This window comes from Streptomyces sp. NPDC034037 (assembly GCF_055575715.1).
The window spans coordinates 207,576-221,847 of the sequence record NZ_JBVISC010000010.1; the positions used below are offsets into that span (position 1 = coordinate 207,576).

Annotated in this window: 2 protein-coding genes; both read right to left on the reverse strand. The window is 70.9% G+C overall.

From position 1 onward, the window contains the following. Positions 1-60: 60 nt before the first annotated feature. The gene (locus ACZ516_RS29830; protein WP_469012645.1) at positions 61-10,461 is read right to left on the reverse strand and encodes a type I polyketide synthase; all 10,401 of its coding nucleotides are present in this window, start codon (positions 10,459-10,461) and stop codon (positions 61-63) included. Next, on the reverse strand, positions 10,385-14,272 hold a 3,888-nt coding region (locus ACZ516_RS29835), incomplete at its 5' end, for a type I polyketide synthase (RefSeq protein WP_469012620.1). The genes ACZ516_RS29835 and ACZ516_RS29830, both read right to left, overlap by 77 nt.

Sequence of the window (14,272 nt, forward strand, 5' to 3'; positions counted from 1 at the left end):
GGGATCAGCTCCTCACGGTAACGGCGAATACGGCGGTGTGCACGGTCACGCTCATGTGGTTCAGGACTTCCTCAGCTCGTTCTCGAGAGCGCTGAACAGCTCTTCATCTGTCGCCTCGTCGAAATCGCCGTCTTCATCGAGGTCGCTCGTCGTTCCCTCGGTGTCGCCCAGCTTCGCCAGGAGGGCCTTCATACGGACCATGACTTCGACTCGCTTGCCGTCGTCGGCGGCGACGGCGGAGAGCACCGACTCCAGCCGGTCGAATTCCTCGACCAGCGAGGTCCCGGTCTCGACTCCGTCCAGACGGATCTCGGTGCGCAGCAGTCCGGCGAGCGCGGTGGGCGTCGGGTAGTCGAATACCAGGGTCGCGGGCAGCCGCAGCCCGGTGGCGGCGTTCAGGCGGTTGCGGAGCTCGACCGCGGTCAGCGAGTCGAATCCGACCTCGAGGAAGCCCCGTCCGGGCTCCACCGCGTCGTGTGTGGCGAATCCGAGCACGGCCGCGGCCTGCGCGCGCACCAGATCCAGCAGTGCGCGTTCCCGTTCGGCGTCGGAGAGGCCCGCGAGCCGCTGCTTGAGCAGGGAGTCATCGGCCGCCGATCCCGCTTCCGCCGTGCGCCGCGCGGGTACGCGGATCAGACCGCGCATCATCACGGGGATGGCGTCGGCGGTGACCGGGCGCCGCAGCGCGGCGGCTTCGAGCTGCATGGGCAGCAGCAGTGCCTCGTCGATGCCCTGGGCCGTGTCGAAGAGTTCCAGGCCCTTCTCGGTGCGCAGCGGGGTCATGCCGCCGCGCGCCATGCGCTGGATGTCGGCGTCGGTGAGGTCGCCGGTCATGCCGCTGCTCTGCGCCCAAAAGCCCCAGCCGAGCGAGACGGCGGGCAGGCCCTGAGCCCTGCGGTGGTGTGCGAGGGCGTCGCCGAACACGTTCGCCGCGGCGTAGTTTCCCTGCCCGGGGCTGCCGAAGGTGGCGGCGGCCGAGGAGAAGAAGACGAACGCCGAGAGGTCCAGGTCGCGCGTCAGCTCGTGCAGGTGAACCAGCGCGTCGATCTTGGGGCGCAGCACCTGGTCGACGCGTTCCGGGGTCAGCGAGGAGATCACTCCGTCGTGGAGCACACCGGCGGTGTGCACGACGCCGGTCAGCGGGTGCTGCGCCGGTACGGAGGCGAGGAGTTCGGCCAGCGCCGCGCGGTCGGCCACGTCGCACGCCGCCACCGTGGCCTCCGCCCCGAGCTCGGCGAGCTGTGCCACCAGCTCGTCGGCCCCCTGGGCGGCGGGTCCGCTCCTGCTCACCAGCAGCAGTCGGCGCACGCCGTGTTCGGCGACCAGGTGCTTGGCGAACACGCCGCCCAGCGTCCCGGTCGCACCCGTGATCAGTACCGTGCCTGAGCCGAACGCGCCGGCTCCGGTATCCGTGCGCGCCTCGTCGGTCCGGGCCGGGATCGGGACCCGCGCCAGTCGCGGCACCCGTACCTCGCCCGCGCGCAGCGCCACCTGCGACTCGTCCTGGGCTACCGCCCACGTCACCGCCGCGGGCAGGGCCTGCCACGACGGCTGCGAGTCGTCGGTGTCCAGGAGGACGAAGCGGCCGGGGTTCTCCGACTCCGCCGAGCGCAGCAGACCCCACACCGGGGCCGCCGCGAGATCCTGTACGTCCTCGCCCGTGCCCGTGGACACCGCACCCCGTGTCACGACGACCAGCCGCGACTCGGCGAACCGCTCGTCGGCGGCCAGCCACTCCTGCGCCAGGGTGAGGGCCTGGTGCACCGCGTCGCGCGCGGCGTCAGCCGTGGCACCCGGGGTGGCGTCGATCCGAGGCGCGCAGCTGAGCAGGACCACCGCTGGACCGGGCTCGCCCTCCGCGAGGCTGTCGCCGAGCGAGGCCAGGTCCTCGTACGGCTTGGCCAAGACGCGTGTGCCGCTCAGCGCGGCCGCCAGGCCGAGGCGGTCGTCGCCCACGAGGGCCCACCGGTCGGTGCCGGGGGCGAAGGCGTCACCGGACACCGGCCGGTTGATCCACTCGATGTGGAAGAGCGATTCGTGCTGACCGCCTTGGGCGCCGCCGAGCTGCTGCGGGTCGACCGGGCGCAGCACGAGGGACTCGGCCTTGGCCACCGGGGCGCCGGTGCCGTCGGCGACCGCCACGGTCATCGCGTCCGTGCCGGCGGGCGTCAGCGACACCCGTAGCAGCGCGGCGCCCGCGGCGTACAGGGACACCCCGCGCCAGGCGAACGGCAGCCGCGCCCTGGGCGCTTCCGCTCCGTCGCCGCCTGCCGTCCGGGAGTCGACGATGCCGAGCCCGACGGCGTGGAGCGCCGAGTCGAGCAGGGCCGGGTGAACACCGAAGCGGGCGGCGTCGGACTGATGGTCCTCGTGGAGCACGACCTCGGCGAAGATCTCCTCACCACGCCGCCAGGCCGCGCGCAGTCCCTGGAAGACCGGCCCGTAGCCGTGCCCGACCTCAGTCAGCGCGTCGTACAGCCCCTCGGTGGCCACGGCGGTCGCGCCCGCGGGGGGCCACGCCGCCAGGTTCCACGAGGCGGTGGGCGCGCCGACCGCCAGCACTCCGGTGGCGTGGCATGTCCAGGGCTCGCCGGCGGCCTCCTCGTCGCGCCGCGAGTAGACGCTCAGGGTGCGACGCCCGGTCTCGTCCGGTTCGGCGACCGTGAGCCGCAGCTGGATGCCGCCGCGCTCGGGAAGGATCAGCGGGGCCTGGAGCGTCAGTTCCTCGACCACGTCGCAGCCGACCTCGTCGCCCGCGCGGATGGCCAGTTCCACGAACGCGGTGCCGGGCAGCAGCACGGTGCCGCCCACCGCGTGATCGGCGAGCCAGGGGTGCGTACGCAGCGACAACAAGCCCGTGAACACGACGCCTTCGGAGTCCGGCAGTTCCACGGCGGCGCTGAGCAACGGGTGCTCCGCGGAGCTGATCCCGAGGCCCGAGGCCGAACCGGCCGTGGCGCCGGCGGTGTCCAACCAATAGCGCTTGCGCTGGAAGGCGTAGGTGGGCAGGTCCACCCGCGAAGGCCGAGCCTCCTCGAAGGCCTGTGCCCAATCGACGGCCACGCCCTGGACGTAGGCCTCGGCGAGTGAGGTGAGGAAGCGGTCGAGACCGCCTTCGTCACGCCGCAGCGAGCCGAGCGCCACTGTGCCGTCCGCGCCGCGCGCCTCGGCGGTCTCCTGCATTCCGACAACCAGCACCGGGTGCGCGGACACCTCGATGAAGACCGCGTCACCTGCCTCCAGAACGGTGCCGATGGTCTCCTCGAAACGAACCGTGTGCCGCAGGTTGCGGTACCAGTACGCGCCATCCATGCCTGCGGTGTCGATGACTTCACCCGTCACCGTGGAGTAGAGCGGTACCTGAGCCGACGCCGGCTCGATCCCCGCCAGCAGCCCTGCCAGCTCGCCCTCGATGCGCTCCACGTGCGAAGTGTGCGACGCGTAATCCACCGGAACCTTGCGCGCCCGGACCCCCTGAGCCTGGCACTGGGCCAGCAACTCATCCAACGCATCCGGATCACCGGCCACCACCACCGACGCCGGACCATTCAACGCCGCGACCTCGACCCGGCCGCCGAACGCCTCAAGCCGAGACTCCACCTCCACCAACGGCAACGCCACCGACACCATCCCGCCAAGCCCCGCCAACCCACCGGCAATCGCCTGCGACCGCAGCGCCACCACCTTCACCGCATCCCGCAGGGACAGCGCACCCGCCACATACGCGGCCGCGATCTCACCCTGCGAATGCCCCACCACGGCAGCAGGCTCAACACCATACGAACGCCACAGCGCGGCCAGCGACACCATCACCGCGAACGACACCGGCTGGACCACATCCACCCGCTCCAACGAGGGGGCACCATCCACCTGCCGCACCACCGACTCAAGATCCCAGTCGACAAACTCCGCCAGCGCCCGCCCGCACTCAGCGAACCGGTCGGCGAACACCGGCGCGCGGTCCAGCAGCTCGACCGCCATACCCGCCCACTGCGACCCCTGACCCGGGAAGACGAACACAGGCCTGCCGCCCGCGGGCCCCAGGCCGGAGGCAGGCGTCTCGACCACGCCCGCGGCCGTGGCGCCCTGCGCCACCGCGCGGAGCCCGGACACCAGCGTGTCCTGGCTCTCACCGACCACCACCGCACGGTGTTCCAACTCCGCGCGCCCGGATACCAGCGACCACCCCACATCCACCGGCGACAACTCGCCACGCGCCTCGACGTGCGCCAGCAGCCGCTCCGCCTGCTGCCGCAGCGCCTGCGCGCCACGGCCCGAGACCACCCACGGGACTGCCGCGGGGGCCGCACCCGGCTCCTCGGTCCGCTGAAGCTCGGCCACCTCAGGGGCCTGCTCCAAGATGACGTGCGCGTTCGTCCCGCTCACCCCGAACGAGGAGACACCGGCGCGACGCGGACGGTCGCTCTCCGGCCACTCCCGCTGCTCGGTCAGCAGCTCGACCGCGCCCGCCGACCAGTCCACCTTCGGTGACGGCTGGTCCACGTGCAGGGTCCGGGGCAGGGCCCCGTGCCGCATGGCGAGCACCATCTTGATCACGCCGGCGATGCCGGAAGCCGCTTGGGTGTGGCCGATGTTGGACTTCAGCGAGCCCAGCAGCAGCGGCCGGCCCTCGGGGCGATCCTGACCGTACGTGGCGAGCAGTGCCTGCGCCTCGATCGGGTCGCCCAGTGTCGTCCCCGTCCCGTGCGCCTCCACCGCATCGACCTCGGCGGCCGTCAGCCGCGCGTTCGCGAGCGCCTGGCGGATCACCCGCTGCTGAGCCGGACCATTCGGCGCCGTCAGCCCATTCGAGGCACCGTCCTGGTTCACCGCAGAACCACGCACCACCGCCAACACCGGATGACCGTTACGGCGGGCATCCGACAACCGCTCCAGCAAAAGCATCGACGCGCCCTCACCCCAGCCCGCGCCATCGGCTGCCGCCGCGAAGGACTTGCAGCGGCCGTCGGGCGACAGGGCGCCCTGGCGGCTGAACTCCACGAACGCGGCCGGTGTCGACATCACCACCACGCCACCGGCGAGCGCGAGCGAGCACTCGCCCTGCCGCAGCGCCTGCACGGCGAGGTGCAGCGCCACCAACGAAGACGAACAGGCCGTGTCGACCGTGACCGCGGGGCCTTCGAGGCCGAAGGTGTAGGACAGACGCCCGGACATCACGCTCGCCGTGGCCGCCGTGGCCAGATACCCTTCGGCGGCTTCCATGGCCTCGGTCAGGAGCAGCGTGTAGTCCTGGCCGTTGGTCCCGGCGAAGACGCCCGTCCGGCTGCCGCGGACCGACGTGGGGTCGATGTCCGCGCGTTCGAAGACCTCCCATACGGTCTCCAGCAGCAGGCGCTGCTGCGGGTCCATGACCAGGGCCTCACGCGGCGAGATCCCGAAGAACCCGGGGTCGAACTCGGCGGCGTCGTGCAGGAAGCCGCCCTCCCGCACGTACGAGGTACCGGGCCGCTGAAGGTCCGGGTCGTACAGGCCATCGAGATCCCAGCCGCGGTTGGCCGGGAAGTCCGAGATCGCGTCGGTGCCCGAGGCCACCAGGTCCCAGAGCCCTTCCGGGCTGTCGACTCCCCCGGGGAAGCGGCAGCTCATGGCCACGATGACGATGGGGTCGTCCTCGGCGGCCCCCGCCACGGACGAGAAGTCGGCCGCCTCGTCCTCCGCGTCGCCCACGACCTCCGAACGAAGGTACTGAGCGAGCGCGGCGGGGGTGGGGTAGTCGAAGACCAGCGTGGCTGGCAGGGTCAGCTCGGTGGCGGCCTGGAGGCGGTTGCGGAGTTCGACCGCGATCAGCGAGTCGAAGCCCTGTTCCTGGAAGGCCCGGCTCCCCGCCACGGCCTCCATGTTCGGGTAGCCGAGCACCGCCGCGACCTGGCCCCGGACCAGGTCGAGCAGCTTCTTGTCCTGTTCTGCGGGGGAGAGTCCAGTGAGTTGCCCCCGCAGGCCGGAGGCGGCCTCGGACTCCGCGGTCGCGGCGCCGGCCGCGTCCAGTACGCGGCGGGCCTCCGGGACCTCGCCGATCAGCGGGGCCGGCCGGACCGTGGTGAAGGTGGGGGCGAACCGCTCCCAGTCCACGTCAGCGATCACGGCACAGCCGTCGTCGCGGCCCAGCAGCTGACCGAGGGCCGTCACCGCGTCGGAGGGCGCCAGCGCGACCATCCCACCACGCTGCCGACGCTCCTCGCCCGCCTTCTCGGCGGCGATTCCGGCCTCGGCCCAGGGTCCCCACGCGACGGACGTGCCCGGCAGACCGGACGCCCGACGCTGCTGCACGAGCGCGTCGAGGAAGGCGTTGGCGGCGGCGAAGTTGCCCTGGCCGGGATTGCCCACAACCCCGGTGAAGGACGAGAACACGACGAACGCGGAGAGGTCGAGGTTCTTCGTGAGTTCGTGCAGGTTGAGGGCGGCGTCCGCCTTTGCACGCAGCACGCTCGCGAAGCGCTCGGGGGTCAGGGACTCGATGACACCGTCGTCCAGCACACCGGCCGCGTGGATCACGGTCGTCAATGGATGCGCGGCAGGTATCGAGGCCAGCAGCTGCCCGAGCGCGGCCCGGTCGGCCACATCACAAGCGGCAACGGTGACCTTCACCCCCAGGGCCTCCAGCTCACCGACCAGGTCACAAGCGCCGGGGGCATCCAGGCCACGGCGGCTGGTCAGTACGAGGTGCTCGGCACCGTTACGGGCCAGCCAGCGGGCGACATGCCCGCCCAGCGCGCCCGTACCACCGGTGATCAGGGCCGTGCCACTGGTCCGCCACTCCTGGCCGACACCGCGGCCACCAGCCCGCAACAGACGACGACCAAAGACACCCGCCGAGCGGACCGCAACCTGATCCTCGCCACCAACGCCCGCACCGGCCAGCACACCCGCCAGCCGGTCCGCAACACGCTCGTCGAGCGTCTCGGGCAGATCCACCAGACCACCCCAACGCTCCGGATGCTCCAGAGCCACCACCCGGCCAAACCCCCACACCTGCGCCTGCACCGCACTCACCAGCGACTCAGACCCACCCACCGCAACCGCACCACGCGTCACCACCCACAACGGCGCCTCCACCCCCACGTCGCCCAACGCCTGCACCAACACCAACGAACCCGCCAACCCCACGGGAACACCGTCACGCACCGCCTCGTCCAGCGCCACCAGCGACAACACACCACCCACAGAAGCGCCGGCCGCCGCCTCGGATATGGACTGCGCCAGACGCGAACGATCACCATCGATCTCCACGACCAGACGTCGAATCTCGGCGCCCCGGCCCTCCAGCCCGCGCACCGTCTCCTCCACCCACGGGTCATCGGCCACACCCGCAGGAACCGCCAACAGCCATACCCCCGACAGCACCGCCGACGGCTCAACCGGCACGGGCTTCCAGCCGATGCGATAACGCCAGCCATCCAGCCGAGACCGCACCTGCCGCTGCCGCCGCCACAACGACAACGCCGGCAACACCGCACTCAACGACTCATCACCAGAAACATCAAGCGTCGAAGCAAGCGACTCCAAATCCTCCCGCTCCACCGCCTCCCAGAACCGCGCCTCCACCTCATCGACCGACACCCCAGCCGACGCGGGAGCCTCCAACCAGAACCGCTCACGCTGGAACGCATACGTCGGCAGATCCACCCGCGACGCACCCGTACCGGCGAACACCGCGGCCCAATCCACAGCCACGCCCTGCACCCAGACCTGCGCCAAGCCCGACAACAGGCTCTGCGTCTCAGGTCGCTCTGCCCGCAGTACCGGAACGAAAAGGCCCTCATCGATGATGTCGGCACCCATGGCGCTCAGCACGCCATCGGGGCCCATTTCGAGGAACGTCGAGATGCCCTGCTCGGCAAGGGCAGTCACGCCATCCGCGAAGCGCACAGCCTGACGGACATGGCGGACCCAGTACTCGGCCGAGCCCAGCTCATCGTTCGTGGCCAGCTTCCCGGTCACGTTCGAGACCACGGGGATGCGCGGCGCCGCGTAGGTCAGGGACTCGGCAACCGCACGGAAGTCGTCCAACATCGGGGCCATGCGCGGCGAGTGGAACGCGTGCGAGACGTCAAGGCGCTTGGTCTTACGGCCCTGACCGCGCAGCGTCTCCGCGACGGCGAGAGCAGCGTCCTCGTCGCCGGAGACGACCACGGAGGTCGGTCCGTTGATCGCCGCGATGCCGATCCGGTCCCCGTACTCGGCGAGGAGAGGCGTGACCTCCTCTTCGGTGGCCTGGACGGCGATCATCGCCCCGCCGGTGGGAAGTGCCTGCATCAACCGGCCACGAGCCGCCACCAGCCGCACCGCGTCCTCCAACGAGAACACCCCAGCCACATGAGCCGCCGCAATCTCACCGATGGAATGTCCACCAACGAACTCCGGTGTCACGCCCCAGGATTCGATTAGCCGGAACAGAGCCACCTCGACCGCGAACAAGCCGGCCTGCGTGAACACCGTCTGACCCAGCAGACCAGCATCCCCGAACACCACCTCACGAACCGAGCACTCCACATGCCCCGCCAGCTCCTGGTCCAGCAGCCCACACACCCGGTCAAACACATCCGCAAACACCGGGAACTGGCCATACAGCTCACGGCCCATCCCCACCCGCTGACTGCCCTGGCCCGAGAACAACACCGCCAACCGACCAGAACCCACACCCTCATCCGGCCCCCTCACCACACCCGGCGCATCCTCACCCCGCGCCAACGCACCCAACCCCGCCAGCAGAGCATCCCGACCGTCACCGACCACCACAGCCCGGTGCTCGAAAGCAGAACGCCCCGACGCCAGAGACCAGCCCACATCCACCGGCGACAACCCACCATCACGCTCCACACGAGACACCAAACGCCCCGCCTGCCCCCGCAACGCCTGGGCACCACGCCCCGACACCACCCACGGCACCACCGCAGGCACCACCGACGCCTCCGCCGGCTCCTCGGCCACCACCGGCGCCTGCTCCAGGATGACGTGCGCGTTCGTACCGCTCACACCGAACGCCGACACACCCGCCCGGCGCGCCTGACCCGTTTCGGGCCACGGCTGCTGCTCGGCGAGCAGCCGGACGGTGCCGTCCGACCAGTCCACCTTCCGCGTCGGCTCATCCACGTGCAGCGTGCGGGGCAGCACGCCGTGCCGCATGGCGAGCACCATCTTGATCACACCGGCGACGCCGGAAGCCGCCTGGGTGTGGCCGATGTTGGACTTAAGCGAACCCAGCCACAACGGTCGCCCCTCCGGCCGCTCCTTGCCGTATGTGGCAAGGAGCGCGTCGGCCTCGATCGGGTCACCGAGTGTCGTGCCCGTGCCGTGCGCCTCCACCGCGTCCACATCGGCGGCCGTCAGCCGTGCGCTCGCCAGCGCCTGACGGATCACCCGCTGTTGGGACGGACCATTCGGCGCCGTCAACCCATTCGACGCGCCGTCCTGGTTCACGGCGGAGCCCCGCACGACCGCGAGCACCGCGTGGCCGTTCTTGCGGGCATCGGACAGCCGCTCGAGGAGCAGCATGCCCGCGCCCTCGCCCCAGCCCGTACCGTCCGCGCCGTCCGCGAACGACTTGCAGCGACCATCCGCCGCGAGCCCCCGCTGACGGCTGAACTCCTCGAACGCCGTCGGGGTGGACATGACCGTGACGCCACCGGCGAGGGCGAGCGAGCACTCGCCCTGTCGGAGCGCCTGGACGGCCTGGTGCAGTGCGACCAGAGAGGACGAGCACGCCGTGTCGACCGTCACCGCCGGGCCTTCGAGGCCCAGGAAGTAGGAGAGCCGTCCGGAGAGTACGGCGCCGGAGCTGCCGGTCAGCATGTGGCCCTGGACGTCCTCGGGGAGAGTGCCGAGTGCGGAGCCGTAGCCGGAGGGCGTGCCGCCGACGAAGACACCGGCCTTGGTGCCCTTGAGTGAGGTGGGGTTGATTCCGGCGCGCTCGACCACCTCCCACGTCGTTTCGAGCAACAGCCGTTGCTGCGGGTCCATGGCCAGGGCCTCGCGCGGCGATATCCCGAAGAAGGCCGGGTCGAACCGGTCGGCGTCGTAGACGAATCCACCTTCGCGCGCGTAACTGGTGCCCGCCGCGTCGGGGTCCGACCCGTACAGCTCGTCGAAGTTCCAGCCCCGGCCCTCGGGAAATCCGGAGACCGCGTCACCGCCGCTGGACAGCAGTTTCCACAGGTCCTCCGGACTTCCCACACCACCCGGGTACCGGCAGCTCATGGCGACGATAGCGATTGGCTCCCGCTCTCCCGCTTCCCGCTCCTGAAGACGCTTGCGCGTCTCGTGCAGGTCAGCCGTAACCCACTTGAGGTATTCGCGGAGCTTCTCTTCGTTCGCCATTTCAGCCTTTGCCTGTTTCGGTGATTCGCCGGACGCTGTTACAAGTCGCTCAGGACTTGCCGAACTCTTGATTGATGAATTCGAACAGATCGTCGTCCGATGCCGACACGAGCTGGTCTCGCGTATCCGGCGCGTCGTTCGATTCGCCCTGCATCTCGCTCAACTTCGACAGCAGGATCTGGAGTCGGGTGGTGACCTCGGAGCGGAGCTCTTCCTTTTCCGAGAGCGTCGCGGAAGCGGATATCGCCGCTTCCAGCTTGTCGAGTTCCGCCAGCGCGGTCTCTCCGGAGGCCGCTTCGGAACCGACCAGTTGTGCGCGCAGGTAGTCGGAGAGGTCCGTGGGTGTCGGGTAGTCGAAGACCAGCGCGGCGGGCAGTCGCAGGCCGGTGGCGGACTGCAGCCGGTTGCGGAGTTCGACGGCGGTCAGGGAGTCGAAGCCGAGCTCCTTGAACGCCTGGCTCGCGCCGACCGACTCGTGCTCCACATGACCCAGTACGGCCGCCGCGTTGGAGCGCACCAGGTCCAGCAGCATGCGATCGCGCTCGGGCTCCGTCACCTCGGCGAGCCGCTGGGCGAGCGACGAGGAGGACTCGCCGTCCGCCTGCTCGGCGTCGCTGCTCTCGGCCCGCAGGAAGTCCTGGACCTCGGGCAGTTCGTCGAGCAGCGGCCGTCGCCGCGCCGCCGTGAAGCCCGGTGCGAAGCGCGCCCAGTCCACGTCCGCGACCACCGAGTTGGCCTCGCCGTGGTCCAGCGTCTGCTGGAGCGCCGCGATGGCGAGCTCCGGGTCCATGGCGAGCACACCGCGTCGCCGCAGCTGCTCCTCCGCCTCGCGGTCGGTGGCCATGCCGCCGCCCGCCCAAGCGCCCCAGGCCACGGCGGTCGCGGCCTGGCCACGGGCGCGGCGGCGCAGTGCGAGCGCGTCCAAGTGGGCGTTGGCCGCGGCGTACGCGCCCTGGCCTCCGCTGCCCCAGACGCCCGCGTTCGAGGAGAAGAGCACGAACGCGTCGAGCTCGTCCCGCGCCAGCAGTTCGTCCAGGTTGATGGCACCCGCGACCTTCGCCTCCGTGCCGTCCGCGAACGCGGCCACGTCGGTCTCGTCGATACGCGCGGACCGCACCACGCCGGCGGCATGCACCACCGACCGTACGGGCGAGCCTTCAGCCCTCAGCCCGTCCAGCAGCGCTGCGACCGCGGCACGATCCGCGACGTCGCATGCGGCCACCGTCACACGCACACCGACCCCCGTCAGTTCTGTCTCCAGCTCAGCGGCGCCCGGTGTCTGTGCGCCGCGGCGGCTGGTCAATACGAGGTGTTCCGCACCCCGATGCGCGAGCCAACGGGCGACTTGCCCCCCGAGCGCACCTGTGCCACCTGTGATCAAGACCGTACCCTGCGGCTTCCAGTCCCGTACAGGACGAATATCACCACGCGGGTCGTGCACCAGGCGGCGTACGAACAACCCCGATGCCCGTACCGCGAGTTGGTCCTCGGAGTGTGTCGGAGCTCCCGCGAGGACCTCGCCGAGTCGCTCCGCGGCAGCCGGAACGCTCAACTCCGGAAGGTCGATCAAACCGCCCCAGCGCTCCGGGTGTTCCAGCCCGACGACCCGGCCGAAGCCCCACAGCTGCGCCTGCGCCGCGCTGATGGTTGCCTCGTCCCCACGTTGCGTGGCCACCGCGTTCCGCGTCGCCAGCCACAGCGGCGCGTCGAGCCCCGCGTCACCCAGTGCCTGCACCAGCAGCAGCGTGCCTGCCACGCCGCGGGGGACCGCGTGTGCCGGGTGCGGGGTCTCGTCGAACCCGAGCAGCGACAGCACGCCGCCGACCTCGTCGCCGTCGGCGGTGGTGGACGCGAGAACCTGGCGCAGCCGCTCGGCCAGCTGGATGCGGTCGTCTTCGGCCGCGTCCCACGTGACGCGGGCGACCTTGGCTCCGCGCTCGGTGAGCGCCCGGGACGCGGCGGCCACCCAGTCGGTGTCCGCGTGTCCCGCCGGGATGGCCAGCAGCCACGTACCGTCGAGCGCCGCCGAGGTCCGCTCGGCGGCCAGCGGCTTCCAGGTGACCCGGTAGCGCCAGGCGTCGAGCGTCGACTGCGTACGGCGCTGCCGGTGCCAGGAGGAGAGTGCGGGCAGCAGGGAGTTCAGCGAGGACTGCTCCTCGGTGCCTTCGACCGCGAGCGTCGTGGCCAGGGACTCCACATCGCCGCGCTCGACTGCCGCCCAGAAGCTCCCGTCCAGGCTCTCCGCGCGCCCCTGGGAGCCGCTGCCCGCGGGCAGGGGGGTGACGTCCAGCCAGTAGCGCTTGCGCTGGAAGGCGTACGTGGGCAGATCGACGCGGGACGCGCCCGCGCCGGCGAAGGCCGCACCCCAGTCGACAGTCACACCCTGGACGTAGGCCTCCGCGAGCGAGGTGAGGAAGCGGTCGAGACCACCCTCGTCGCGCCGCAGGGTGCCGGTGACCACCGGGGCCGCACCGTGCTCCCCCTCCAGGGCCTCCTGAATGCTCATGGTGAGCACGGGATGCGAGCTGACCTCGACGAACGCCCCGTAGCCCTGGGCCACGAGCTCCCTGACGGCCGACTCGAAGTGCACGGTTTGGCGCAGGTTGCGGTACCAGTAGTCCGCGTCGACAAGCGTGTCTCCGAGCCAGTCCCGGTGCACCGTGGAGTAGAGCGGGACCTGGGCCGACGCCGGCTCGATCCCCGCCAGCAGCCCTGCCAGCTCGCCCTCGATGCGCTCCACGTGCGAAGTGTGCGACGCGTAATCCACCGGAACCCTGCGCGCCCGGACATCCTGAGCCTGGCACTGGGCCAGCAACTCATCAAGCGCCTCGACCTCACCGGCCACCACCACCGACGCCGGCCCGTTCACCGCCGCGACCTCGATCCGGCCGCCGAACGCCTCAAGCCGAGACTCCACCTCCACCAACGGCAACGCCACCGACACCATCCCGCCAAGCCCCGCCAACCCACCGGCAATCGCCTGCGACCGCAGCGCCACCACCTGCACCGCATCCCGCAGGGACAGCGCACCCGCCACATACGCGGCCGCGATCTCACCCTGCGAATGCCCCACCACCGCAGCCGGCTCAACACCATACGAACGCCACAACGCGGCCAGCGACACCATCACCGCGAACGACACCGGCTGGACCACATCCACCCGCTCCAACGAGGGAGCACCATCCGCCTGCCGCACCACATCCAGCAACGACCAGTCCACATACGGTGCGAGCGCCACCGCACACTCGTTCATCACCTCCGCGAACACCGGAGAGGCATCGAGCAGACGGGCACCCATTCCGGCCCACTGCGAACCCTGACCCGGGAAGACGAACACCACACGGTCAGCCGTCCGTGTCACGCCGTCCACCGGCCCCGTCACGACGCCCGGCACCGACTCACCCCGCGCCAGGGCGCCGACTCCGGACACCAGTGCGTCCAGGTCCCCGCCGACCACGACGGCCCGGTGCTCGAACTCCGACCGCGCGGACACCAGCGACCAGCCGACATCGACCGGCGACAGACGGCTGTCGCTCCGGACGTGTGACAGCAGCCGGCCCGCCTGCTCGCGCAGCGCCTGCGCGCCACGACCCGAGACCACCCACGGCACCACCGCGGGAGCCGCACCCGGCTCCTCGGTCCGCTGAAGCTTGGCCACCTCAGGGGCCTGCTCCAAGATGACGTGCGCGTTCGTACCGCTCACCCCGAACGAGGAGACACCGGCGCGGCGCGGGCGGTCACTCTCCGGCCACTCCCGCTGCTCGGTCAACAACTCGACCGCGCCCGCCGACCAGTCCACCTTCGTCGACGGCTCGTCGACGTGCAGGGTCTGCGGAAGCTCACCGTGCCGCATGGCGAGCACCATCTTGATCACGCCGGCGACACCCGCGGCGGCCTGGGTGTGGCCGATGTTCGACTTCAGCGACCCCAGCCACAG